This is a genomic window from Streptomyces sp. D2-8 (genome assembly GCF_023184515.1).
GTDB lineage: Bacteria > Actinomycetota > Actinomycetes > Streptomycetales > Streptomycetaceae > Streptomyces.
In genome coordinates, this window is record NZ_JAAHBP010000020.1 from 90,133 (window position 1) to 115,475 (window position 25,343).

Annotated in this window: 18 protein-coding genes and 4 pseudogenes; 9 read left to right on the forward strand and 13 right to left on the reverse strand. The window is 71.5% G+C overall.

Translation table 11 applies throughout. From position 1 onward, the window contains the following. The first annotated feature begins 78 nt into the window (after positions 1 to 78). Together paaI and paaK are read left to right on the forward strand one after the other, a co-directional pair. Positions 79 to 552, forward strand: a complete 474-nt coding sequence (paaI, locus tag G3I77_RS29820) for a hydroxyphenylacetyl-CoA thioesterase PaaI (RefSeq protein ID WP_248508453.1) — start codon at positions 79 to 81, stop codon at positions 550 to 552. Continuing rightward, positions 549 to 1,895, forward strand: coding sequence for a phenylacetate--CoA ligase PaaK (gene paaK, locus G3I77_RS29825; RefSeq protein WP_248508454.1), 1,347 nt, complete (start codon positions 549 to 551; stop codon positions 1,893 to 1,895). Before paaI ends, paaK begins: the two co-directional genes overlap by 4 nt. Before the next feature lie 908 nt (positions 1,896 to 2,803). On the opposite strand, the gene G3I77_RS29830 is transcribed toward paaK, so the two are convergent. Both G3I77_RS29830 and G3I77_RS29835 read right to left on the reverse strand, forming a co-directional pair. Continuing rightward, a complete protein-coding gene (locus G3I77_RS29830; protein ID WP_248508627.1) occupies positions 2,804 to 5,191 on the reverse strand; it encodes a SpoIIE family protein phosphatase in 2,388 nt (795 codons plus the stop codon). 375 nt (positions 5,192 to 5,566) lie between these two features. Beyond that, positions 5,567 to 6,940: an amidase family protein gene (locus G3I77_RS29835; RefSeq protein ID WP_248508455.1), complete on the reverse strand. Its 1,374-nt coding sequence runs from the start codon at positions 6,938 to 6,940 to the stop codon at positions 5,567 to 5,569. Positions 6,941 to 7,299: 359 nt separating this feature from the next. Between G3I77_RS29835 and G3I77_RS29840 the strand changes: the two genes are divergently transcribed. From G3I77_RS29840 to G3I77_RS29860, 5 genes and pseudogenes are all read left to right on the forward strand, one after another. After that, complete coding sequence (locus G3I77_RS29840) at positions 7,300 to 8,193, forward strand: branched-chain amino acid ABC transporter permease (RefSeq protein WP_248508457.1); 894 nt, start codon at positions 7,300 to 7,302, stop codon at positions 8,191 to 8,193. Positions 8,194 to 8,415: 222 nt separating this feature from the next. After that, entirely contained in the window at positions 8,416 to 8,769 is a 354-nt protein-coding gene (locus G3I77_RS29845; protein ID WP_248508459.1) for a metalloregulator ArsR/SmtB family transcription factor, read from the forward strand. A gap of 67 nt (positions 8,770 to 8,836) precedes the next feature. Beyond that, the gene (locus G3I77_RS29850) at positions 8,837 to 10,297 is read left to right on the forward strand and encodes a substrate-binding protein (RefSeq protein ID WP_248508460.1); all 1,461 of its coding nucleotides are present in this window, start codon (positions 8,837 to 8,839) and stop codon (positions 10,295 to 10,297) included. A gap of 203 nt (positions 10,298 to 10,500) precedes the next feature. Continuing rightward, positions 10,501 to 12,093 (forward strand): serine/threonine-protein kinase, encoded by a 1,593-nt coding sequence (locus G3I77_RS29855; protein ID WP_248508461.1) that lies wholly within the window; start codon positions 10,501 to 10,503, stop codon positions 12,091 to 12,093. Positions 12,094 to 12,099: 6 nt separating this feature from the next. Next, a pseudogene (locus G3I77_RS29860) lies at positions 12,100 to 12,258 on the forward strand (thiamine pyrophosphate-dependent enzyme); the annotation flags it as partial. A 242-nt stretch (positions 12,259 to 12,500) separates the two neighbouring features. On the opposite strand, the pseudogene G3I77_RS29865 reads toward G3I77_RS29860, so the two are convergent. The 5 genes and pseudogenes from G3I77_RS29865 to pdhA all read right to left on the reverse strand — a co-directional run. Beyond that, positions 12,501 to 12,742, reverse strand: a pseudogene (locus tag G3I77_RS29865) (3-oxoadipyl-CoA thiolase); the annotation flags it as partial. A 13-nt stretch (positions 12,743 to 12,755) separates the two neighbouring features. Further along, entirely contained in the window at positions 12,756 to 14,456 is a 1,701-nt protein-coding gene (gene paaN, locus G3I77_RS29870) for a phenylacetic acid degradation protein PaaN (protein ID WP_248508462.1), read from the reverse strand. Between the two features lie 350 nt (positions 14,457 to 14,806). Further along, positions 14,807 to 16,315: a dihydrolipoamide acetyltransferase family protein gene (locus G3I77_RS29875; protein ID WP_248508463.1), complete on the reverse strand. Its 1,509-nt coding sequence runs from the start codon at positions 16,313 to 16,315 to the stop codon at positions 14,807 to 14,809. Then, positions 16,312 to 17,349, reverse strand: a complete 1,038-nt coding sequence (locus G3I77_RS29880) for an alpha-ketoacid dehydrogenase subunit beta (RefSeq protein WP_248508464.1) — start codon at positions 17,347 to 17,349, stop codon at positions 16,312 to 16,314. Before G3I77_RS29880 ends, G3I77_RS29875 begins: the two co-directional genes overlap by 4 nt. A 3-nt stretch (positions 17,350 to 17,352) precedes the next feature. Beyond that, positions 17,353 to 18,474: a pyruvate dehydrogenase (acetyl-transferring) E1 component subunit alpha gene (gene pdhA / locus G3I77_RS29885; protein WP_248508465.1), complete on the reverse strand. Its 1,122-nt coding sequence runs from the start codon at positions 18,472 to 18,474 to the stop codon at positions 17,353 to 17,355. 129 nt (positions 18,475 to 18,603) lie between these two features. On the opposite strand from pdhA, the gene G3I77_RS29890 reads away from it, so the two are divergent. Continuing rightward, positions 18,604 to 19,095: an Lrp/AsnC family transcriptional regulator gene (locus tag G3I77_RS29890; protein WP_282574139.1), complete on the forward strand. Its 492-nt coding sequence runs from the start codon at positions 18,604 to 18,606 to the stop codon at positions 19,093 to 19,095. Positions 19,096 to 19,203: 108 nt separating this feature from the next. Here the strand turns inward: G3I77_RS29890 and G3I77_RS29895 are convergent, their stop codons facing one another. After that, positions 19,204 to 20,889, reverse strand: coding sequence for an aldehyde dehydrogenase family protein (locus G3I77_RS29895; RefSeq protein WP_248508467.1), 1,686 nt, complete (start codon positions 20,887 to 20,889; stop codon positions 19,204 to 19,206). A 4-nt stretch (positions 20,890 to 20,893) separates the two neighbouring features. Beyond that, positions 20,894 to 21,940, reverse strand: a complete 1,047-nt coding sequence (hisC, locus tag G3I77_RS29900) for a histidinol-phosphate transaminase (RefSeq protein ID WP_248508468.1) — start codon at positions 21,938 to 21,940, stop codon at positions 20,894 to 20,896. A gap of 328 nt (positions 21,941 to 22,268) precedes the next feature. Between hisC and G3I77_RS29905 the strand changes: the two genes are divergently transcribed. Further along, positions 22,269 to 22,883: a hypothetical protein gene (locus tag G3I77_RS29905; protein WP_248508635.1), complete on the forward strand. Its 615-nt coding sequence runs from the start codon at positions 22,269 to 22,271 to the stop codon at positions 22,881 to 22,883. A 61-nt stretch (positions 22,884 to 22,944) separates the two neighbouring features. Here the strand turns inward: G3I77_RS29905 and G3I77_RS29910 are convergent. The 4 genes and pseudogenes from G3I77_RS29910 to G3I77_RS41300 all read right to left on the reverse strand — a co-directional run. Then, positions 22,945 to 23,283, reverse strand: a pseudogene (locus tag G3I77_RS29910) (response regulator transcription factor); the annotation flags it as partial. Between the two features lie 87 nt (positions 23,284 to 23,370). Beyond that, positions 23,371 to 23,769: a cupin-like domain-containing protein gene (locus tag G3I77_RS29915; protein ID WP_248508469.1), complete on the reverse strand. Its 399-nt coding sequence runs from the start codon at positions 23,767 to 23,769 to the stop codon at positions 23,371 to 23,373. A gap of 90 nt (positions 23,770 to 23,859) precedes the next feature. Then, positions 23,860 to 24,411 (reverse strand): hypothetical protein, encoded by a 552-nt coding sequence (locus tag G3I77_RS29920; RefSeq protein WP_248508470.1) that lies wholly within the window; start codon positions 24,409 to 24,411, stop codon positions 23,860 to 23,862. Between the two features lie 68 nt (positions 24,412 to 24,479). Next, positions 24,480 to 24,611: pseudogene (locus G3I77_RS41300) on the reverse strand (AraC family transcriptional regulator); the annotation flags it as partial. Positions 24,612 to 25,343 lie beyond the last annotated feature (732 nt).

The following is a 25,343-nucleotide window of genomic DNA, read 5'->3' on the forward strand; positions in this document are numbered from 1 at the left end:
GGCAGCGGTGCGACTGGATTACTAAGCCGTGCCGCAGGCTAACCGAATGTTCGGTCGGGAGACAAGGTGGCATAAATCATGACTCAGATCACTCAGTCGAGTCCTACGCAGGCGATGTTCGCCGCGGACGAGGCGTCCCAAGGTGTGGGTATCGAGCTGCTCGAACACGGCCCGGGGACCGCCGCGCTCCGCATGACGGTGAACCCGGCGATGGTGAACGGACACCGGATCGCCCACGGCGGCTATGTGTTCCTGCTCGCCGACACAGCCTTCGCCTGCGCCTGCAACAGCCACGGCCCCGTGACCGTCGCGGCGGGCGCCGACATCACCTTCGTCGCCCCGGCGTACGAGGGCGACGTGCTCGTGGCGACCGCCGAGGAGCGCACCCGGTTCGGCCGCAGCGGCATCTACGGCGTGAGCGTCCGGCGCGGCGAAAAGGTGATCGCGGAGTTCCGCGGACGCAGCCGCAGCATCGTCGGCACGCCACCGGAGTCGACCAGGGACACGACGGCGCACAGGACGCCGAGCACGACCACGAAGGAGTCGCGATGAGCAGCGAGACGACGGCCATGGCGGCCCCCGCGTCCCGCCTGGGAGAACCCCTCCCCCACGACCTGCTGGACGACGGCGAGCGCCTGACGCGAGAGCAGCTGAGAGAACTTCAGCTCGACCGTCTGCGATCGACGCTGCGGCACGCCTACGACAACGTGGAGCTGTACCGCAAGAAGTTCGACGAGGCCGGTGTGAGGCCCGACGACTGCCGGTCGCTGGAGGACCTCGCCCGGTTCCCCTTCACCACCAAGGCCGACCTGCGGGACACCTACCCCTTCGGCATGTTCGCCGTACCGGTGGCGGACGTACGGCGCATCCACGCCTCCAGCGGCACCACCGGCCGCCCCACGGTCGTCGGCTACACCGACAACGACCTCTCCATGTGGGCGGACGTGGTCGCCCGCTCGATCCGCGCCGGCGGCGGCCGCCCCGGCCACAAGGTGCACATCTCCTACGGCTACGGACTCTTCACCGGCGGCCTCGGCGCGCACTACGGGGCCGAACGCGCCGGATGCACGGTGATCCCGGCCTCCGGCGGCATGACCGCCCGCCAGGTGCAGATCATCCAGGACTTCGAGCCCGAGATCATCATGGTCACCCCGTCCTACATGCTCACCCTGCTCGACGAGTTCGAGCGGCAGGGCATCGACCCGCGCACCAGCTCACTGAAGGTGGGCATCTTTGGGGCCGAGCCGTGGACGGAGGGGATGCGCCGCGAGATCGAGGAGCGCATGGGCATCCACGCCGTCGACATCTACGGCCTGTCCGAGGTGATCGGCCCCGGCGTCGCCCAGGAGTGCGTGGAGACCAAGGACGGCCTGCACGTCTGGGAGGACCACTTCTACCCCGAGGTCGTCGACCCGGTCACGGACACCGTGCTCGCGGAGGGCGAGGAGGGAGAGGTCGTCTTCACCTCACTCACCAAGGAGGCCCTGCCGATCATCCGCTACCGCACCCGCGACCTGAGCCGGCTGCTGCCCGGCACGGCCCGGCCTGCCTTCCGCCGGATCCAGAAGATCACCGGCCGCTGCGACGACATGATCATCCTGCGCGGCGTGAACGTCTTCCCGAGCCAGATCGAGGAGATCGTGCTGCGCACGCCCGCAGTCGCCCCGCATTTCCAGATCCAGCTCACCGAGCGCGGACGCATGGATCACATGGTCGTGCAGGTCGAGGCCCGCCCCGGCACCGGCCCCGAACAGCGTGAGGCCGCCGCCAGGTCGATCGGTCAGGGCATCAAGGACGGCGTGGGCGTCACCGTCGAGGTGGCGATCGTCGGCCCCGAGACCCTGGAGCGGTCCCTCGGCAAGCTCCGTCGCGTCAAGGATCTCCGGCGGGCGTGACAGCCGATCCGGCGAGAAATGGCCAACTGAGCAGAACGGCCGCACGAGGCCGTACCGGCCGTCGTGACCAGCCCGTCCACGACCGTGATCCCGCACCGGAAGTCGCTGTCGCCATCCTCAACGACCGCGGTGTCGGCGGCACGGGCATGGCGGAGACCGCCAGGCGTCTCGGCCGGAGTCCCGAGGTTGGTCACGTCACGGACGCGGGCGGCCGGTACGGAGAGCCGACGCTGGATCCTGCGAAGTCCTTGGCGTCCTGGCGCTACGAATTCGAGGCCGAGCGCGGGGTGTGCCTGCCGCGGCAGTCAGTCCTCATCGGGCCGTGAGCCGAAACCGCTGGTCGACATCGGCTACACCTCTCCGCCTCACCCGGGCAAGGCCGAGCGCGACACCGGATCACCTTCGCCGGACCGCTGCCGGCCAACTCCTCCCGCCTGCACCGCCGGGGTGAAGGATTCGCCCGCGACGCCTTCCACATCGACTTCGACCGCCGGCAGGGCACCTGCCCACAAGGCCAAACCAGCCGCGGCCGGCACGGCCCCGACCCGGCCTCCTCGCCGACCGCCGCCCCACTGATCGTGGCCCGCCTCACCACGAGCCAGTGCCGGCCCTGCCAGGTCCGGTCCGGCCCGGTCCGGTCCGGCCCGGTCGAAGTAGCACTGCCTCCCGCGATTCCGCGCGCACCGTTGACCTTCTTCCACCCCGCATGCCGTGCCCACAGCAGGCGTGCGCGGCCCGTCTCGACGGTGTTCTGCGTACGGGACCCGGAATGGAAACATACACAAGCCGGACCGGCCGCGCCCTCGTATGCCGCCGCCGGAGCGCGTATGTGTGTAGGTGGTTACCCGCAAGACAAACTGACGCTCGGTTTCCTCCCGGTCGCGCATGATGCGGCCGGGACGGGCATCTCACGAGCCACGGCCCGCGGGACTGGTGGGGAGAGCCTGTTCAGCCCAGATCGTCTTGCCGGTGCGGGTGGGGCGGCTGCCCCAGCGCTGGGTGAGCTGGGCGACGAGCAGCAGACCGCGGCCCCCCTCGTCGAAGACCCGGGCTCGGCGCATGTGAGGGGCGGTGCTGCTGGAGTCCGAGACCTCGCAGATGAGTGCGGTCTCACGAATCAGGCGGAGCTGGATGGGGGATCCGCCGTACCGGATGGCATTGGTGACGAGTTCACTGACGACGAGTTCGGTGACGAATCCGAGGTCCTCCAGATGCCAGGCGGCCAATTGCTTGAATACCAGCGCACGGGCCTGGGCGACGGATGAGGGGTCCGCCGGTACCTCCCAGGTGGCGACCCGGCCCGCTTCCAGCGCGCGGGTGCGGACCACAAGGAGGGCGACGTCGTCGGTGGGTTGGTCGGGCAGGTTGTGCAGGAGTCCGTCACAAATCTCCTCCAGCGCGCGGCGGGGCTCGCCGAGGGCTCGGCGGAGCAGGGCCAGTCCGTCGTCGAGGTCGCGGTCGGGGGCGTGGACCAGTCCGTCGGTGTAGAGGGCGAGGACGCTGCCCTCGGGAAGTTCGAAATCTGCGGTTTCGAACGGCAGACCGCCCAGCCCGAGGGGGGGTCCGCTCGGCAGGTCGAGGAATGAGACGTGCCCATGTGGGGTGACCATGGCCGGGACGGGGTGACCGGCGCGGGCTGCGGTACAGCGGCGTGAGACGGGGTCGTAGACAACGTAGAGACAGGTGGCGCCGACCTCGCCCGGGCTCTGTGGTTCGCCGGCCGCGTCCGGTGCCCGCTCGGAGTCCAGACGCAGGACGATGTCGTCAAGGTGCGTGAGGAGCTCGTCGGGGTCCAGATCGACGTCGGCGAGGGTGCGTACGGCGGTGCGGAGACGGCCCATCGTGGCGGACGCCTGCACCCCGTGGCCGACGACGTCGCCGACGACGAGAGCGACCCGGGCTCCGGACAGGGGGATGACGTCGAACCAGTCGCCGCCGAGGCCGGCACGGGAGCTTGTGGGCCAGTAGCGGGACGCGACCTCGACAGCCGCCTGCCGGGGAGTGTGCTGCGGGAGCAGGCTGCGCTGAAGGGCGAGTGCCGTTTCGCGTTCCTGCGTGTAGCGGCGGGCGTTGTCGACGCAGACCGCCGCGCGCGCCGCGAGTTCCTTGGCGAGCAGCAAATCGTCGTCGTCAAAAGGCTCAGGGGTTCGATGGCGGCCGAGGATTGCCAGGCCGAGAGTAATACCGCGGGCGCGCAGGGGCACGACCAACAGGGCGTGGATGCCGTGTTCGTCGATGCTGCGGACGCTGTCAGGGGAGTCCGCGGCCCACCAGCGTCGGCCTGCGTCGTCGACCGCGTGGAACATGCCGCGGCCGTCGGTCAGCACGCGCCCTTGCGGCGAGCCCTCGCGGTAGCCGTGGCGGGCGCCGACGGGAATCGTCACCTCGGGGCAGCCCTCCAGCACTGAGCGACAGGCGGTGCGACGGAAGACGGGCGCGGTTGCAGGCGGGGGCGCCGTCTCGTCCCCGGCCAGCGCGGAATCCAGCAGGTCCACGAGTGCGAAGTCGGCGAAGTGCTCCGTGCACACCTCGGTCAGTTCTTCGGCAGTGCGGGTCACGTCGAGGGTGGAGCCGATGCGGACGCTGGACTCGTTCAGGACGCTCAGTCTGCGTCGGGCGCGGAACTGGTCCGTACTGTCCATGGCCGCCAGGCACATGCCTCGTACGCGGTCGGCACTGTCCTTCAGCGGGCTGAGGGACACCAGCCAGGCGTGTTCGCGGGGCTCGCCGGGGGGTTGCAGCCAAGCCTCGTACGGCACGGTCTTCCCCGTGCGCAGGACTCGCTGCCCCGCGTCGCCGAGACCCTCGAATCCGGGAAGGCGCCGGAGGCTGTCGGCGGACTCGCCCACCCGCCGGCCCTGCAGTTGCCAGGAGGGGCTGCCCGTCACCCTCTCCATCGCGGAGTTGGTGGACACTATGAGCCCGTCCCGGTCGAAGAGAGCCACCGGCACGGGGAACTGCTCCAAAGCCCACTTCTGCAGGCGCGCAGTCGGCTCCGGCACGGTGGCCGTCAGGAACCAGCGGACCGCGTTGTCCGAGTTCAGCAGCGGGTATGCCTCGAGCCGCACCTCGACGTGGTGGCCGTCCTGGTGCCGGACCGTGACCGTACCGGTCCACCCGTCCGACTCGGCGAGGCTGTGCAGGGCATCAGGCGGCAGGGGTTCGGCCAGCAGATCTGCCACAGGGCGGCCCAGCACGTCCCTGGTGTCGAAGCCGAATAGGCTGCGGGCCGCGTCGCTCCACGCGGTGACCAGCCCCTTGGCGTCCGCCTCGGCTGCGGCGGCGCCTCGGGGCATCTGCGTGGCCCTGTGCTCGTCCACCCGAACGCCCTCCTGCACGACACCGGTGTCCATACCCATTGTGCGCCGGGCCCGCCCGGGTACGCCCTGTCACTCCGCGATGCGGATGGATGGCGCCGTGATGAGCCACAATCCGTACAGAACTCCGGGCCGCGCCCGGCGACGCGAGGCCAACCACGGTCCACGAGACCACCGAACCCGCGGACAGGGCCACCACGACAGCGGTGGCCGGTCCGTCCCCCGCGGACGGCTCCTGCCGCATGGTGTCAGAAGACGCGGAGCAGGACGGGGCCCGGTGCTCACAGCGGACGGGCGCGGCACCCTGGGCGGACTGCTGGAGAAGCGCATCGCCCACCCCGGCCCGAGGGAACTTCAGCCGCAGATCTCCTCAACGGTCAGCCCGAGGGCGAGCAGTTCGCGGTCGGCTCCGACGGGAGCGTCGATCTCGAGGCCCGTCGGCAGGCCGTTGGTCGCCACGCCCATGGGGATGCTCAGGCCGGGAGCACCGATGACGCTGGCGGGGCCGGTGTTGCGGATGAAGGTGGCGAAGGTGTCGGCGTCTTCCCCGCACAGAATCATGCCCTGGTCGCAGGTGGCCAGGTCAAGAGCGGTGGCCGGGGTGGTCGGGAAGGCCAGGCCGTCCAGACCGTGCGCGGCGAACGTCTCCGCGTAGGCCGCACGCAGCCGCTGCCGCTGGGCCAGGCACTCGCGGTAGACGTCCTCGGAGACCAGGCCCGGGGCCCCGTCGAGGATGCAGCCCTCGAAGACGCCGCGTACGTCGGGGCCCGCGATGAGGGCGGCGAGCGTGGCGAGGTCCGTCTGCGGCCGGTGCTTCGCCAGGTAGGCGGACAGCTCCACCCGGGTCTCGTACAGCACGATGGCCATACCGGTGGCGAACTCGCCTGCGGTGAACGAGGTGACATCGACCGGGACCAGGTCCACACCGGCCGCCTCCAGGTTGCGCAGGGCCGTCTCCCACTGGACGGCTACCTCGTCCTGCAGCGGCTCGGTGAAGTGACCGGTCGGCACGCCCAGCCGGATCGACCGCGGCGGTCGGGCGACGACCGGGGCGTCGTCACCGCTGAGGACGCCGTCCAGCAGAGCCAGGTCTGCCACCCGGCGCGCCATGGGGCCGATGGTGTCCCTGGTGCTCGACAGGGGCGTCACACCCTCCCCGGGGTAGCGCCCGACCGTGGGCCGCAGCCCGCAGGTGCCGGTGACGGCCGCGGGGACACGTACGGAGCCGCCCGTGTCGGTGCCCAGGCCCGCCCGCACCACCCCGGCCGCGACGAGCGCGGCGACCCCGCCACTGCTGCCACCGGCGAAACAGCTGGGGTCACGCGGGTTGCGGACCGGGCCGAACGCCTGGTTGTTGCTGGTGATGCCGAACGCCAGCTCGTGCATGTTGGCCTTGCCGAGGATGGCGGCACCTGCTTCACGCAGCCGCCGTACCGCGGGCGCGTCGCACGGGGGGACGAAGTCCCGCAGGGCGGGGGTGCCGGCCGTGTTGGGCAGCCCCGCGACGTGGATGTTGTCCTTGATCGCGAGGGTCATGCCGGACAGCGGGCCCGGCTCATCGGAGATCTTGGCGGAGGCATCACGGTCGAGGGTGATGAAGCCACCGAGGTAGGCCGCCTCCTCGGCGCGTTCCAAGGACGTCTGCACGGCCTCGTGCCGGCTGCGCGCGCCCGCGAGCGCCGCCCGGCCGGTCTGCGTGCCGGGTTCCTTCGTGGTCGGTTCGCTCATGGCCTGCTCCTTCGTGCGGATCCGCTTCGACAGCTCACGGACGATCACTGCGCCGCCGCCCGCACGAGGCCGGCTTTGGTTGCGGCTTTTCGAGGGTTGACCACCCTTGAAGGTCATGTCATCGCTCGCTCACGCGATGACATGTTGGAGGATAAAGTGCCCACCATCAAGCCCCATCACCTGAAAAGCAGGACCTGGCTCGCCGTCACGGCGGCTTCCGCGCTCGCCCTGACGGGCTGCGCCACCGACAGCGGGAAGTCGAGCGCCGAGAAGCCGGCAGGTGACCGACGGGGTCGTCAAGATCAAGAAGACCTTCCCGGACGTCGCGGCCGACAGCCAGTGCACGGGGTGACGGACTCATGGACCAGACCATCGCCCTGACGCTGGGTGTACTGTCCTCCGCCGCCGTCCTGGCACTGACGGCCGTCGGACTCTCACTGTCCTTCGGGTTGATGCGCATCATCAACCTGGCGCACGGCGAGTTCCTCACCATCGGCGCGTACAGCTCCGTCGTCTCCGCCGACCACGGCCCGCCCTGGGCGGTGGGCCTGGCGGCGGCCGTCGCCGTCGGGCTCGGGGTGGGCGCCCTGACCGAGCTGCTGTCGGTACGCCGGCTGTACGGGTCGCCGGAGCTGTCCATCCTGGCGACCTTCGGCCTGTCGATCGTCGTCCGCCGGCTGATCCAGCTGGGGTTCGGCAAGGACTACCGGACGGTTGCCAATCCGCTGTGTGCCACGAAGGTGCTCGGCGTCCCCTTCCCCGCCTACCAGCTGCTGCTCACCGGGCTCGCGGTGACGGTCGTCGTGGCGGTGCTTGCCGTGCTGCGGTTCACCTCCCTCGGGCTGCGGGTCCGAGCAGTCGCCAGCGACACCGCGCTGTCGGAGACCCTGGGGGTGCGCTCCACGCGGGTGAACCTCGTGGTGTTCGCGGCGAGCGCGGGCCTCGCCGCGACCGCCGGGGCACTGGTCGCACCCCGTCACCAACGTCCAGCCCGACATGGGCCTGGACTACGTCCTCACCGCCTTCCTCGTGGTCATCGTGGCCGGACGGCGCGTGGCACCGGTGCTCATCGCAGCGCTGGGTCTGGCGGTGGTGCAGAACCTGACGACCTTCTGGACCGACCCGCTTCTGGCCCGCCTGGCAGTAGCAGCCCGCCAATGTGGACCGGTTCGCCGAGACGGTACGTCGGATCGCCGCCGCCGGCGTCGGCGTACTCCTCGCTGAGCAGCACTTGGACATGGCGCTGGGCGTAGCGGACCGGTGGTACCTGATGGAGAAGGGGCAGATCGCCGAGGAAGGGCAGGTCCACGAGGGAATCGTCGGGCATGTGGCGGGCCGGATGGCGCCCTGAGGATCCACGCCGGTCTGGCCCGGCGGGCACGGAAACGGGTAAAGTCAACGGGTACACATACATTGGCACGTTGTCGCCGCATCACGGTGCCGCCGCATTCCGAAAGGATGAGAGGTCCCAGGAAGTGATCGACCACAGCCACGAGAGCGACCTGGTATTCCGTGCCCTCAACGACGCGACCCGTCGGGCCATTCTGACCCTGTTGGCCTCGGAACACGAACCCACGGCCGGAGACATCGCGGCCGCGTTCCCGGCGATCGGCCGGACCGCGGTCTCGGCGCACCTGAGGGTCCTGCGGGACGCGCAGCTGGTTTCCGAGATCCGCGACGGCAAACACCGGCGGTACCGCCTGGGCCCCAACCGTGCGGACGCGGCGATCGCGTTCCTGCGTCAGATCTATGAGCAGTCGCTGCCCACGGACCAAGGGGTGGCAGCGGACCGGCCGGAGGGCGGGCTGCGTGAAGCGAAGAGCGGATGACGGCCGCGGGCACGCCTCCCGGCGTGCCCGTCAGCCGGGCCTTGTCACGGCCTGCTGAGGAGAGCCCATGCACGAGATCGCCCTCGTCAACGAGACGCACCTCGGTATGCCCCCGCACGAGGCGTTCGGCATGTTCGGACGAACCGGTGGCCCGGGCTGGTTGTTCTCCGCGCGGTTCGAGCACGCGGAGCCCGGCGCGGTGGCCGGCGTCGACATACCCCTGCCGTTCGCGGCCCCAGGAGGCGAGACGACCGTACGGGGCACGGCACGCATCGTGGAGATGCGGCCGTACCGGCGGATCGTGCTGCAGCACGAGACGCCGTGGACCGGGCGGATCACCATCACCTTCGCCCGTGAGCCCGGGGGCACGCGGGTGCGCACGGTCACCGAACTCGATCAGGAGGCTCTCGGCTGGATGACGGGCAGCCTGGGCTGCGCGGCGCCGGACAGCGAGAGCCGAACCGACGAGACGTGTATCGCCTTGCTGACCAGTATGTCGGGGAGCGCCGGCCTGTTCGGCCGGGCCGCCGCCAACTGCGCGGCGCTGGCAGCCGAGGAGATCAACGCCGAGGGCGGGATCGGCGGCCGGCCGGTGCGGATCGAGGTGATCGACGATCGCACCCACGCCGCCACGGGGCTGGCCCGGCTGCGGGAACTCGACCAGCGGCGCGGCCTGGCGGCCGTGGTGGGCGTACACAGCTCGGCGACCTTCAACGCGGTGAGCCGCTACGCGCGGGCGTCACGTCTGCTGTATCTCTACACCGCCGCGAACGAGGGCAGCCGCGTGCAGGACGGAACGCTGTTCCGGCTCGGTGAGTCGGTGGCGGACCAACTCGCGCAGGCGGTTCCGTCGCTGATGCGCGAGAGCGGCGGTCGCTCCTGGTACCTGATCGGCAACGACTACTCCTGGCCCCGGGCCGTCTGCACGCGAGGCCGCCGCATCGCGGAGCACCACGGCGGGCATGTCGTCGGCGAACGCCTCGTCCGGCTCGGCGAGTCGTCCTTCGACGACGTGCTGGAGGACATCGAGGCGTCCGGCGCCGACCTGGTGCTCTCCAGCCTGGTGGGGTGGAGTTCCATCGACTTCGAGCGGCGGTTCCACGCCGCGGGGCTGCGCCGCCGTATCCGTACGCTCGCACCCCTGCTGGAGGAGAGCACCCGAGAGCATCTGGGCGCCGCGGGCAGCGGGCTCTGGTCCTGCCTGCCGTATTTCTCCGCCCTGGACACGGCGGAGAACACCGACTTCCTGCGACGCTACCGGGCCGCTTTCGGTCCCTGGGCCCCGTCGCCGTCGGCGCTGACGGAGTCGGCGTACGAGGGCCTTCATCTGTTCGCCCGGGCCGCGCGGAAAGCGGGGGCGCCGCGGGGCGGTGAGGTCTCCCGGGCCCTGCACGGTCTCACTCTGGCCGGACCGCGCGGCAGGGTCTCGGTGGGAGCCGACGGCCGGCTGCGGCAGAGCATGTACCTGGCCGAGGCCACTGCCACAGGGTTCGCGATCCGCGGACAGATGCCGTCCGGTACCGCCTGACCATGCGCACGGCTTGGCGGGGCACTGGCCGGCAGGTATGCCGGCCGAGTCTCCCCACCGCACACCCACCCAACCAACGCAAAGTACATTAATTGATCATCCGTACGGCAAGCCCACAAGCCCGTGCCAATGGCGATGGCAGTCGGTCGCGGGCATCCGCACGTGCGGCCCTGCTGTGGACCAAGTAGCGCTCGGAGAGGTTCATGAGAAGCCTGGACCCCACGGATCCACCGGCCATTGGCGGCTATCCTCTGCTGGCACAGCTCGGCGCCGGCGGCATGGGACAAGTGTTCCTGTCCCGTACCGTGTCGGGCCGGCCATTGGCGCTCAAGACCATACGGACCGAGTTCGGCGCGGATCCGGGCTTCGAGGAACGATTCGCCCGCGAGATCGCCAGCAGCAATCAGGTGCGCTCTCCGTGGACGGTGGCAGTCGTCGACTACAGTCCCGCGGGACACAGGCCACAGTGGCTGGCCACCGAGTACGTCGCCGCACCTTCCCTCGCGGACTGGGTGGAACGGCACGGCTCGCTGCCCGAGCCCGTGGTCCGCGCCCTCGCGGCGGAACTCGCAGAGGGCCTGCGGGCAGTGCACCGGACGGGCCTCGCGCATCGCGACGTGAAGCCCTCGAATGTGCTGCTCGCCCGCCGCCACCCCCTGCTCATCGACTTCGGCATCGCCCGAGCCGCCGAAGACACCCGCCACACCCGGGCCGGCGGGGTCATCGGCTCACCCGGATACATGGCACCGGAGCAGGCAACCGGAGGAAGCTCGGCCGAACCCGGCGACGTCTTCGCCCTGGGGGCCGTACTCGTCTACGCGGCCTCCGGGAAGGGCCCCTTCCTGCGCCCCGGCGAGGATCTGTCGGCGGCACAGCTGCTTTACCGGATTGTTCACGAGGAGCCGGTGCTCGACGGCGTACCACCCGCCCTCATGCCACTGGCGGCCGCCTGCCTGGACAAGTCGCCCCAGGCCCGTCCCACCACGGACGAACTGCTCGAGCAGCTCGGCACCGGCCCCCGTGCCTGGGTCACGGCGCTGTCACCGGGCCTGGAGGCGGAGATCGCCGCGAGGGAGGCCGAGCTGCGAGCGGCGCTGGAGCGGTATGCCGTCCCCTCCCCCTCGCCGAACCCGACGCCCTCGGCGGGGTTCGGACCGCCGATGGCCTACCTCCCCCCTCCGCCCCTCCCACCCGGGACTGCTCCGAGACCTCCGTCCTCCGTCCCTCCCGGCATGGGATCCGGCCCCGCACCCGGTCGGCGGTCGGCTCACGCCCTTACGGTCGCCGTCCTCGCGGGCATGGTGACGGCGGCGGCTGCCACCGCAGCGATCACCTGGCCGGATGGAACCGAAGGCACATCCACATCTCCGACCCCCTCCGCCTCGACGTCTTCGGATGCCCTGCCCGCGTCGTGGGTGGGCACCTGGCGGGGCAGCGGCCCCGGCAACTCCTCCGGTGACGGCATCACCAGCGCCCGCACGACCAAGGTGTCCGTCACCGTCACGCTCCATGCGGCGGAGCGAGGCGAGATCGTTGGCAGACAGGTCAGCAAGGTGACCGAGGCCACCACGGGCCGGGACATCGGGTGTACGGAAACTCTTCGCCTGCAAGAGTCGCATCGAACGACCATGGTCTTCGAGGCGGTCACGAGCGCTCCCACCGACCCCTCCGCAGGCGTACTGTGCACGCGGGGCAACCTCTACACGCTGACGAAGACCGGCGCCGACGTCCTGACCCTGGAGGACGAGGGCAGTCAGACGACGGGATCCCCGTCGCGGTTGGTCCGCTCCTCCTGACGTACGGCAGCGCGTAAGCCAGGTGAAGACGTTTCTGCGGACGGCGTGGCGATGGCCCTGACCGGCGACGGTGCCACCAGCGAGGGCGACTTCCATGAGGCGCTGAACTTCGCGGCCGTCCTCCGCACGCCGGTCGTCTGCCAACGGCTCGACCAGAACATGGGTCTGCACGACGTCGCCGTCTCGCACACACTGCGGGAGACCTCGCCGGGCTACTTCGACATCGCCGAATCCGGCTGCTGAACAGGCGACAGCCGCGCCGATCCCTCCGGCTGGACCGGCGGTACTCGCGCCGGCACCGCAGGAAGACCGGGCGCCGAGTGAAGGGGGCAGCACGACGGCCGTGTCCGCCCAGGCACCCGGTCAGGCCGCCCTCGTCGCGTCACGGCCGTCAGGGCGGAGGCTCACAGCCCGTTGACGGTGACGGTGTGCGGCAACACGGCCGGCAGTACCGCCATACGGGCCACGTCCCGGTTGTCCTCGCCGGCCTGGTCGGCCGCGCCAGGGATCACCTCGTCCACGGCGCCGGCCGAGATCGCCGAGCGCCGTACCGCCTCACCGACGACGAGGGCGGCCAGGCCGTCGGGGCGTGCCGAGGTCAGGGCGCCCCCGTGACGGCCCTGCGGGGTGCGGGGGCCCCGTCGGTCAGATAGACCTAGGCATCAGACACGGCTGCTCTCCTCCTCGGGGGCGTGGCGGCGGGACTGGACCACCGAGAAGCGGCCGGTGACAAAAGCCGGATCGGTGAGGGCGGCGTTGGCGGCGGGGTTGGCCGCAGTGCCGTGGAAGTCGCTGAAGGCGGCGGACTGGTTGACGAAGACGGCGCCGGTCAGGTTCTCCGACAGGTGCACGCCCGCGTCCAGAGCGGTATCGCGGGCCGCCTCCAGCACGTCGTCGTCGGTGGTGTACACGGAGGCGGTCAGCGCGCCGTACCGCCGGACGGTTTCGTGCAGGAGCCGCAGGCCGTGCTCGGTGGAGTCGGTGCCGATGACGAACGAGACCGGTCCGAACCACTCGCTGCTGTACGTCTTCTCGTCGGCCCCGGCGTCAAGCCGGGCCACCAACGGGGTGCGGACGACCGCGCCGGGGTGCTCGGGGTGCGCCAGCTCCCGTGAAGAGTGCGCGATACGGCCGCTGAGGACCGTCGCCGCCTCCTCCAGCCGGTTCAGGACGCCCTCGTTCACGATGGCGCCCAGGGTGCCGGCAGCACGCGCGGGGTCGCCGAGCAGCTTGTCCAGCGCCGTACCCAGGTCGGTGGCGAACTCGTCGGCCGTGCGCGGCCCCTGGTCGGTGGTGAAGCCCTCGCGCGGGACCAGGATGTTCTGCGGGGTGGTGCACATCTGGCCGCTGTAGAGGGCGAGAGAGAAGGCCAGGTTGTGCAGCAGTCCCGCGTAGTCATCGGTGGAGTCGACGAGGACGGTGTTCAGTCCGGCCTTCTCGGTGTGCACGGCGGCCTGGCGGGCGTTGGTCTCCAGCCAGTCGCCGAACTCGCTGGACCCGGTGAAGTCCACGATGCGCACATCGGGGTGTGTGGCCAGGGTGGTGGCGGTGCGCTCGTCGGGGCGCTGGGCGCCGAGCAGCACCACGTCCGGGTCGAATCCGGCCTCCGCCAGGACCTCACGGGCGATGCGCACCGTGATGGCCAATGGCAGCACGGCCCGCCGATGCGGCTTGACGATCACCGGGTTGCCGGTGACCAGGCTCGCGAACAAGCCCGGGTAGCCGTTCCAGGTGGGGAAGGTGTTGCAGGCGATCAGCACGGCGACGCCGCGTCCGACCGGGGTGAAGGTCTTGTCCATGGCGAGCGGGCCGCCCCTGCGCTGCGGCTTGCTCCAGCGGGCGGTGGCCGGGTGGCGCTTCTGCTCGTACCAGGCGTACGCCACCGCTTCGAGCCCGCGGTCCTGGGCGTGCGGGCCGCCTGCCTGGAAGGCCATCACGAACGGCTGGCCGGTGGTGTGCTGCACAGCATGCGCGATCTCGAAGCTCGCCGCGTTCAGCCGGGCCAGGATCTCGGCCGCGACTCCGGCCCGGGTGTCGGGGCTCGCGGCGCGCCACTTCGCGGCGGCGGCCTTGGCCGTGGCGACGGCAGCGTCGGGGGCGAGGTAGGGGTAGCTGACGTCGAGCGGGAAGCCGTAAGGCGAGTACTCGGTGGCGGGGACGGTACCGGCGGTGGGGTGTCCTTCGAGGGGGAAGGGGTTGCCGAGGAGGGCGTGGAAGGCGGCCTCGCCCTGCTGGGGCGCCTCGGCTCCGTAGACGGAGGTGCTGGGTGTCTCCGGGTACGGCGTCCAGTAGCCGCGGTCGGCGGCGTGCTCCACGGCCTGCTGGAGCAGGTCCGCGTGGCGGGTGTAGAAGTCGGTGGACATCGGGAACTCCTGCCGAACGTTCGGTGGATCGGTGGACGCAGGCCGCCCAGGGGCGGATGCGCGGAAGGGCTGGGGTCGGGGACTGAGAGGCGACGGGCTGAGGAGCGATGGGCCGGGCTGAGGGCCTAAGGGGTCCTTTCACATGAGCGTCCGATCAGGTCGCGTGGTCTGGTGCCGTGCATCGCAAGGCGCCAGAGCGGCCTCGATGGGGGTGCCCCCTGTTCGAGCGGAGCCGAGAGCTTGAGGGAGGAGCCACGTGGGCGTTTCGGCAACGCGGCGAGGTGCGGTGTGCCAGGCCGCGCGACCCGGACGGGCACAGCGAAAGGCCCCCTAAGGGTGAGGTCGGTGGATCAGACGTCCGCGAGCAGGATCGCCGGGCGCTCCACGCAGTCGGCCACGAAGCGCAGGAAGCCACCGGCCACTCCGCCGTCGCAGACCCTGTGGTCGAAGCTGAAGGAGAGCTGTGTGACCTTGCGGACCGTCAACTGGCCGTCCACGACCCATGGTTTGTCGACGAGGCGGCCCACGCCGAGGAGGGCGGCCTCCGGGTGGTTGATGATCGGTGTGGATCCGTCGACGCCGAACACCCCGTAGTTGTTGAGGGTGAAGGTGCCTCCGGTCAGCGCATGCGGCGGCAGGTTCCCGCCGCGCGCGAGCTCGGTCAACCGGGCGAGTTCGGCGGCCAGTTGAACGGTCGTCATGAGGTGGGCGTCGCGGACGACCGGGACGACCAGCCCCCGTTCGGTCTGGGCGGCGAAGCCCAGGTGCACCCCGTCGTAGCGGAGGATCTCCCGGCGCTCGGTGTCGACCGTGGAATTCAGCTCGGGGAAGCGGCGCAGTCCGGCGACGCAGATGCGGGCGAACAGCGCCAGCAGACCGATGCGGGTGCCGGTTCCGGCGGACTCCAGCGCCTTCTTGGCCTCGAGCAGCCCGGTCGCGTCCACGTCGACCCAGGTGGTGGCGTCGGGGATCTCGGTCCGGCTGCGGGAGAGCTTGTCGGCGACGGCGCGGCGGACTCCGCGCAGGGGGATGCGCTCGGGGCCGGCCGCCGTGGTCGGCTCCTGTGGTGCGGGGGCGGGGGCGGGAGCCCTGTCGGCCGGGTCCGGGCTCGCGGTCTGCCCGGCCCGGGCGATGGCCTGCTCGACGTCCCTTCTGAGGACGACTCCCGCCGGGCCGGACGGTGACACGCCGGTGAGGTCGACGCCGTGGTCCCGGGCCATCCTCCGCACGAGGGGCGAGATCGCCCGGGGGGCGTGCGACGCAGTGGCGGCCGAGGTGTCGGGGGCGGCAGGCGACGCGGTCACGGCGCCGCACGCCGGTACGGCACTGTCGACCGTGCCGGATCGAGGCGCGGCACTGGCACTCAAGGCGGCTCCGGCAGGCGCGGCGCTCGCGGACGGGCCCGCTGCGGCGGCGCGGCGACGGCGGCGCGAGGTCGTCGGGCCGTGGCCGGTGCCGTAGCCGATCAGCACATTGCCGGATCCGGCCTGTTCCTCCTCCCGGTAACGCTCGGCCGCCGCGTCGGCCGGCACCACCGGCTCCGGTGCGCCACCCGCCTCCTCAGGCCGGGGCCCGCAGGCGGGTCCGTCGGCCCCGGCGGGGGCGTCGGCCCCCACGGTGATCAGCGGCTCCCCCACCGCCAGCGCCGTGCCCGCCTCCGCGTGCAGCCGGAGCACCGTGCCCTCGTACGGGACCGGCACCTCGACCGCGGCCTTGGCGGTCTCGACCTCGACCACGACCTGGTCGACGGTCACGGTGTCGCCGACGGCGACCTTCCACTCGACGATCTCCGCCTCGGTCAGCCCTTCGCCGAGGTCGGGCAGCCGGAACAACTGCTCCAAGCGCGTTGCCGTGGTCATGCGACCGCTCCCTTCAGCAGATGCCGGGTGTCCGGTTCGTCGCCGAACTGGAGGCGGTCGACGGCGTCGAGGATCCGGTCGACGCCGGGCAGATGCGCGTGCTCCAGCTTCGGCGGCGGATACGGGATGTCGAAGCCGGCCACGCGCAGGACGGGTGCCGCCAGCGAATGGAAGCAGCGTTCCTGGACGCGCGCGGCGATCTCCGCCCCGACCCCGGCGAATCCCTGGGCCTCCTGCACGACCAGACAGCGCCCGGTGCGCCGTACGGAGGCCGTCACCGTCTCGTCGTCGAAGGGGACGATCGTGCGCAGATCCACGACCTCCAGCTCGATGCCCTCGGCCGCCGCGGCCTCGGCCGCGGCCAGGGCCACCGGAACCGACGGCCCGTACGCGACGACCGTGGCGTCACGGCCCTCCCGCCGTACGGCGGCCCGCCCGAACGGCAGTGCGCCCCGGCGCTCCAGGTCGGTGTCCTCGCGCGACCAGTAGAGCTTCTTCGGCTCCAGGAAGACCACCGGGTCGGGGTCGGCGATGGCGTCCCTCAGCAGCCAGTACGCGTCCTCGGCCGTCGCCGGGGTGACGACCTTCAGGCCGGGGGTGTGCGCGTAGTAGGCCTCGCTGGAGTCGCAGTGGTGCTCGACTCCGCCGATGCCGCCCGCGTACGGGATGCGGATCACCATGGGCAGCGTGAGCCGCCCCCGGGTCCGGTTGCGCAGCTTGGCGACGTGGGAGGCGATCTGCTCGAACGCCGGGTAGGCGAAGGCGTCGAACTGCATCTCCACCACGGGCCGGAAGCCGCCCATCGCCATGCCGACGGCGAGCCCGACGATGCCGGCCTCGGCCAGCGGGGTGTCGAAACACCTCTCCTCGCCGAAGTCGCGGGTCAGTCCGTCGGTGATGCGGAAGACGCCACCGAGCGGGCCGACGTCCTCGCCGAAGACGAGCACGCGGTCGTCCTCGCGCAGTGCGTCGCGCAGCGCGGTGTTGAGCGCCTGCGCCATGGTGACCTTGGTGGCCTGGGTGGTCTCGGCCATGGGTCAGTCCTCCTGAGTCAGGGCGGTCTCGGCGAGCTCGGCCGCCAACTGGGCGCGTTGCTCCAGCAGTTGCGGGGTGGGCTCGGCGTAGACGTGGTCGAAGAGCTCCATCGGGTCGGCGGTGGTGTCCGCGTTCATGCGGGTGCGCAGGTCCGCGGCCAGGGCTTCCGCCTCCTCCCGTGCCGCCGCCGCGTCGGCGTCGGTGAGGGCGCCACGGGCCCGCAGGTGTGCCTCCAGCCGGCTGAGGGGGTCCGCGGTGCCCCAGCGCTCGACCTCCTCGGCATCGCGGTAGCGGGTCGCGTCGTCGGCGTTGGTGTGCGCGTCCATGCGGTAGGTGTGCGCCTCGACCAGGACGGGGCCATGCCCTGCGCGAGCGTGCGCGACGGCGTCGGTGAGCACCGCGAGCACGGCGACCAGGTCGTTGCCGTCGACCTGCTCGGAGCGCACCCCGTAGCCGATGCCCTTGTAGGCGAGGGCGGGCGCCGCGGTCTGCCGGGCCAGTGGGACGGAGATCGCGTACTTGTTGTTCTGGACGAAGAAGACGACCGGCGCGCGGAGGACGGCCGCGAAGTTCAGTGCCTCGTGGAAGTCGCCCTCGCTGGTGGCACCGTCGCCGGTCAGGGCCATCGCCACGCCGTCCTCCCCCTTGCGGCGCTGCGCCTCCGCCATGCCGGTGGCGTGCAGCACCTGGGTGGCCAGCGGGGTGCACTGGGGGGCGACGCGGGTGGCGGCCGGGTCGTAGCCGCAGTGCCAGTCGCCGCGCAGCAGGGTGAGCACCTCGACCGGGTCGATGCCTCGGGTGACCAGGGCGACGGAGTCCCGGTAGGTCGGAAACAGCCAGTCGTCCGGGCGTAGTGCGAGGACGGCGCCGATCTGGCAGGCCTCCTGGCCCCGGCTGGACGGGTAGACGGCGAGCCGGCCCTGCTTGGTGAGCGCGGTGGCCTGGGTGTCGAAGCGGCGCCCCAGGACCATCCGCCGGTAGGCCTCGCGCAGGGCCTGAACCGAAGGCTCGCGGTAGCCGGCCGGGGGCTTGGCCACAGGGGTGCCGTCCTCGGCCACGAACCGCACCGGCGTGAGGGACGGCAGGAGGCCCTGGACCGTCTGTCGGAGGCTCTTCACGGACATGGAGGGCGCTCGCTTTCTCTGGACGCTTGACAGGAGAATGGTGACGACGAGGGAATATGTGTTCAAGACTTCGCGTGAACCGCAGATGAAGTGCCGAATCCCAATGTTCTGGAGAGCAATGTGTCTGAGATGGACTCGCCGGCGGGGCCCGTGCCCGGACGAACTGCCGTCCCGCTCGACGACACCGACCGCCAGATCCTGGCCCGGCTGCTGCAGGACGCCCGCCAGTCGGTCCGCGCGCTGGCCGAGCAGGTGCACATCTCGCGCGCCAACGCCTACACACGCATCGGCAGGCTGCTGACCGAGGGGGTGATCACCGGCTTCACCGCGCAGCTGAATCCCAAGCGGGCCGGCCTCGGCACGAGCGCCTACGTCACGGTGAGCACCGAGCAGGCTGCCTGGCGGAACATCTCGCGCGAGCTGCGCGACATCCCGTACGTGGAGCATGTCTCCCTGGTGACGGGCGACTTCGACGTCCTGGTGCTGGTGCGCGCGCCGGACAACGAGGTGTTGCGGTCGGTCGTGCTGGAGAGCATCCACTGCGTTGCCGGGGTGCGTGCGACGCGGACCTGGCTGGTGTTCGACGAGGTGCGGGGGCGCGGGGCGGACTGGACGGGCTGACCGGGGTACCGGCCGCCTCGACCACACTGACCGGCGCCGGGCCGCCCCGACGGGCTGACGGGGTGCTGCCGGCCCTGACGGGCTGACCTGGCAGGGGTGGCCGGCCCGTCAGGCGCCGACGAGTTCCTCGGGGTGGCGCACGGGCGGACGTACGCCAGTTGCGAGGCGGCCGCGCGAGCGCACCACTCGGAACCGGCCGGTGACGAAGTGCGCGCCGCCGCCCGGCGGTTCGGGCGCGGCCGAGGAGGGGTCGGCGGGCAGGTCGTCGGCGAGGTTCTCCACGAGGTGGACCCCGGCGTCCAGCGCCGCCGCCTCGGTGGCCGCCAGCACCAGCGGGTCGGTCGAGTGCACCGCGGCGAACAGCGCACCGCGGCGGCCGACCGTGCGGCGGAAGATCTCCAGGCTGTGCGAGGTCGAATCGGTGCCCACCAGGAAGGAGACCGGCCCGGGCCACTCCCGGGCGTAGACCCGCTCGTCCCGCGCCCCCATTCGGACCACGAGCGGGCTGCGCAGGTCGGCGCCGGGATGGTCCGGATGGTGCAGCGCCCCGGAGGCGTGCACCACCGTGCCGTACCGCGCGGCCTGTGTCAGTCCCGTCCGCACCTCGTCGTCGACGATCGCGCCGAGCAGCCTCGCCACGCGTACCGGGTGCCCGAGCAGCCGGTCGACGGCCTCACCGAGGTCGGCGCCGAGGTCCCGGAGGGTCTTGCGCCCCTCGTCGGTCGCGACGCCCGCCACCGGCACCAGGATGTTCTGGGGTGTCGTACGGACCGTTCCGCTGGACAGACACAGGGAGAGCGCGAGGCCGCGCAGCAGGCCCCGATAGTCCTCGGTGGAGTCGACGACCACCGTGTTCAGGCCGGTCCGGTGGGCGAACACGGCGGCCTGCCGGGCGTGTTGCTCCAGCCAGTCGGCGAACCGGGCCGGACCGGTGAAGTCGACGATGCGCACCGCCGGGTCCGTGGCCAGCCGCTGCCGCAGGGGTTCCCCGGGTGCCGCCATCGCCAGGGTGACAAGGTCGGGGTCGTGTCCGGCCTCCGCCAGCACCTGCCGCGCGACGCGCACGGTGATCGCCAGCGGCAGCACGGACCTGGGATGCGGGGCCACGATCACCGGGTTGCCGGTCACCAGGCTGGCGAACAGCCCCGGCCAGCCGTTCCACGTCGGATGCTCGGGGCAGCCGACGAGCAGCGACACACCGCGCGGCGCCAGGGCGCAGGTGCCCGCCATCGCCAGCGGTTCCTTGCGGCGGCGCGGACTCTCCCAGTGCAGGTCCACGGGAACGCGCTCCGACTCGGCGAACGCGCGGGCCACCACCTCCAGTGCGCGGTCCTGGGCGGGCGGCCCGGCGGCCCGGAACGCCGCCGCGAGGGACCGGCCCGTGGTGTGGTGCACGGCGAGCGCCAGCTCATGGCTGCGGGTGTTCAGCCGGCGCAGTATCTCCACCGCCACCCCGGCCCGCTGGTACGGCCCGGCGGCCCGCCAGCCGGCCATCGCCCGGCCGGCCGCCGCCACCAGCGCCGCGGGGTCGCACCGCGGATAGCCGATGTCCATGGCGACCCCGTACGGCGAGGACTCGGTGCACACCCGGCCGAGTTCACCGGGCTGGCCGAGCTCGAAGGCGCGGCCCAGCAGCGAGCCGAACACCTTCTCCGCGGTCCGTGTCGACCTCATGCCCGCATCGGTGCCGCCCCGCCCCGCGCGGGTGAACGGTGCGCAGCACTCACCGGCCGCCACGGCCCGTACCGCCTGCTGGAGCAGCTCGCGATGCCGTTCGTACGGCCCCACGCGCATGGCCTCAGCCTCTCCAGCTCGCGGCGAGCGTGAGCAGGGCGTCGTTCTCCGCCCGCAGCCCGATCGTCACCCGGACGCCCTCGCCGATGAACGGGCGCACGACGACGTCGTCGCCGAGGCAGTGCAGGGCGAAGTCCCCGCTGTCAGCGGCGAGCGGCAGCCAGACGAAGTTGGCCTGGGAGTCGGGGACGTCGAAGCCGAGGGCACGCAACCGCCGTGTCACCCGCTGCCGTTCGGCGACCGTGAGGGCGGCCCGCCGCACGACCTCCGCGTGCTCGCCGAGGGCGACCATCGCCGCCTCCTGAGCGAGCGCGCTGACGCTGAACGGGATCTGGGTCTTGCGGACGTGCGCGGCGATGCCGGGCGGGCCCACGCAGTAGCCGACCCGCAGCCCGGCCAGGCCGTACGCCTTGGAGAAGGTCCGCAGCACCACCACGTTCGGCCGGTCGCCGAGCAGCGCGAGGGCGTCGGGGACCAGCTCCGGGTCGGCGTACTCCCGGTACGCCTCGTCGACGACGATCAGTACGTCCTCCGGCACCCGGTCCGCGAAGTCGCGCAGCGCCTGCTCGCCGACCGCGGTGGAGGTGGGGTTGTTGGGGTTGCAGACGAAGACCAGCCGGGTCCGGTCACTCACCGCCTCGGCCATGTCGTCGAGGTCCAGCCCGTGCGCACGCAATGGGACCCGCACCGCCGTACCGCCCGCCACCGCCGTGAGGATCGGGTACGCCTCGAAGGACCGCCAGCCGAAGACGACCTCGTCGCCCGGCCCGACGACCGAGTGCAGCAGCTGTGCGCAGACCTCCGAGGAACCGGCGCCCACCGCGATCCGCTCGGCCTCGACATCGTGGTGCTCGGCGAGGGCCTGGACGAGTGCGGTGGCGCTCAGGTCGGGATACCGCGACACCCCGCCGGCCAGTTCCGCGAGCCTCGCCGCGACACCGGGCAGCAGCCCGTACGGAGACTCGTTGCTGGCCAGCGCGACCGCACCGGGCATTTTGCGGCCAGGGACGTAGGCGGGCAACTGGGTCAGGGACGAACGGACGCGCACCATGCTCGACTCGCTTCTGCAGCGGCGGGGCCGGAAGTCGTGCCTCCGGGCACTTGACAGGAGAATCGTGGACAGCAACCGACAAACGTTCAACCAGTTGGGAAATCAGGCGACAGACTGCCGGTCCGCCATGCCTGTACCGGCAAGTAGTCCCACCGAGCCCCGGTCGGAACCGCTCCCGCAAGACGGACGGCCCGGCCCAGCAAGCGGGTGTTGATCACAAGTCGGCTACATGCCCCTTCCCGGTCCCCCGGCCGCCGCCGCGTTCCGCAAAGACTGCCCCCACTCCGCGAGGCCGCCGACGCCTCGCCCGCACCGATCGAGGGAGACCATGTCCGGGACCCAACTCGCCCACGGGTCGTTGACGTCACTGGCGGCGGCTCTGACCCTGCTGACAACCGGCTGCGCGGAAAGGTCCGACGGCGCACAGACCGCCGCCGACGCCTGCCGAGCGGACGGCGGCTGGTCGGCCGAGAAGCGGGCGGAGTGGCTGCGCCCGGCCGTGTCGTTCCCCGACGAGGCGGCGGCCGAGGGCGCGGCGGTGGTGATCGGTTCGCACACCGGCGAGCCCCTGTGCGAACCGATCGCGGTGCAGGTCCAGTTCTGGGAGGCCACCGCCACGAGGGCGGGGACGGACCTGAGGTCCGTCCTGCGCATCCGCCTGACCACCGACGGAGGCAGGTCCCGGACCATCGGCTTCCCGGCGGGCCTCTCCCCGGAGGAACGCGACGACTGCGTCGGCGTCCTCATGGCGGCGTACGCGGGCGCACCTCTGACGCAGACCGAACTCCCCACCGCCGCAGCCCGTTTGACGCCTGCCTCCACAACGGCGGACACACCATTCGGCACCACCCGAGTCGCCGCCCAGCGCCTCCTCCCGCCGACGACCGCGTGCAGCACACCCGGAGAGCCCACACCGAACCCGTGGGGCAGCGACCATCCGTGAGCGACTTCAGCATGCCGCCACCGAGGTCGAAGGAGTCCACGGCGGCGACCCATGGCTTCTCGACCAGCTCCTGCAGGGCGAACGGCTTGACCAGGTAGTCGTCCCCGCCTGCCTGCAGGCCGGCCACCCGGTCGGCCAGCTGGTCAAGGGCCGACAACATCAGCACCGGCACGTCGTCGCCCTCTGCCCGCAGCGTCCTGCACACCTCGATCCCGCTCAGGCCGGGCATCGAGACATCCAGCACCACCGCGTCCGGTGCTCCGTCGCGGACGGCCGCCAGCGCACCGCGGCCGTCGTCCGCCAGGACCACGGAGAAGCCGTCGAGGCGCAGCCCGCGCTCCAGCGAGCGGCGGACCGCCGCGTCGTCATCGGCGATCAGTACTCGCTCTCCCGCATGCATTCCCGTACTCACGGCGGCGATCGTACGTGCGCCGATCCGCCGCCGGGGCCCGCGCACGGAACCACAGAATTCCCACAAGAAACGCCCCTATCCTGCTTCTGCGGACCCGTCAGCAAGGCAGAAGCCCGGACCGAACGGACGCCGACGCCGCCCCTCACCCCCCACCACCCACTGCGCCACTCTCGCGCCGAGCCGCACAGCTCCGAGCCGGGGCCATCCGCTCGTCACCGCGAAGAAGTCGACGCCGGCCGCCGGGTCGCCGGCGACCAGTTCGGCGATGCCCCCACGTGACAGTCGTGCCCAGGCGTCGCACGTGGCGCGGAGCGCCCCGGCGCGCTCGTCGGTGTCGGCGCACGCCAGGCAGAAGCGCTTCCTTCCCGCGATCTGGACGGCGAGGTTGTCGAGCAGGTCGTGGTGCCGGCCCGTGCGTGCCAGGGCGGGTCCGATCCAGGTGCCGCAGGAGGTGACGGAGCCACGCGCAGACATCCGCTCGTGTCGCAGATCGCCCCCGTTGGCCCGGGGAACCGCTTGAGCAGGTCGGCCTCCAGTCGCAGTGTTCCGCGCCGGAGTAGCTGCTCAGTGTCGTGGTTGCGACCCGCTGGCCGCTCCGGTCGGTCCAGAACTCCTCGTGGCCGGAGTCGGTGACGCTCGCCGGGCGTGGTAGCAGGAGGCGTAGGTCTCCGGTCCCCAACCCGGCCTGCCCTCCTGGTCCTTGGCGACCACGACCGCCGTCTTCGTCCGACCGTCGACACGGTGCGAGTACAGGACGCGGTCGGTCTCCTCGCGTTCCACGCGGAACTGTGCGGGGATGCCTCCCGGCTCGAACATACGGAAGTAGAGCCTCAGCCCGTCCTCCGGCGTCTTGCCGCCGTCGCCCCTCCCCCAGCCGTCGGGCGCACCGCCCCGGAAGATCTTCCCGTCGCACTCCAGCGCCCGGCCCGCAGCGCCCGAGGCGAGCAGCATGGCCTCCGGGGTGTCCTCGTTCACCTCCTCGGTCTCGATGTGGAGCGGACCGCTGTACGGCGTCACCGCCGGCCCGTAGTCGATAATCACGTCCCCGTCGTCCTCGGCGCCGCATCCCACGACAGCCACCAGTGCGGCTGCCACCGCGACGAGCCCTCTGCGCATGTCCGCCCCCGCTCGTTCCTTGCGCCACTTCGACGCCGCAGCCGCCCGAAACGTTCGCCGCACCGTGAGCGAGCCGTCTGGAACGTCCTAAGGTACGTCCGCACCGAGACCTCGATCGCCGCGTGCAGCCTGGCGCAGCGAGGCGCCGGCGGCGAAGCCGACACGCGCCCGGCGATCTGGTCCACGGACAACCGTCGACTTCATGTCCTGGCTGGGCCCGCAGGAGATCGTCCCTGCAGGTCGAGGCCGACTTCCTGACCTAAGCCCTCCTTCGCGGTCGGATTCTTGGAGCTTGCCAGATCAGAAGGCCCGGACTGTTCTCCGCCACCCACCCGTTGGTCGAGCACCTGGTCCGGCAACCGGTGGCGGAGCTGCGTCAGCGGGCTGACCGCAGGCCCGGAGTGCCGCCGGTGCAGGAGCCCGGGGTGCGGGCCGACCAGTTCCCGGGCGACCTGGTTCAGCACCTGCAGCAGCGTCAGCGACTCTCCGCCCAGCCGGTGAAAGGCGTCGGTGGAACCGATCGGGAGGTCGGCCGTACGGAGGTGACGTGACCGGATCCGCGCCACAGCCTCGACCAGTGCTGCGCGAGGATCGGGCCGTGACCGATGGCTGGCGGCTGATGGGCCAGGAGACCCTGGCTGACCGACCGTGACCTGGGCTGGTGCCAATGGCACCCTTACCGGCCCGACTGGGACCACGGCCACTGCACCTTTCGCCACACCCAGTTCTTCACCGCTGGCTACGTCACCGCCGACGACCGCTACACATCACAGCTGAGTAGCTCTACTCATGCCGGCATTGGGATGCGTGGTTAGCCTCGCCACACGCGGCGCTGGCGGTCCCGGTACAGGTCTGGTCAGCGCCATCACGACGCAGCCGACTCGGAGGGTTCAACCGTGAGCGACCTGAGACCCACGCCGCCTCCGACCTTT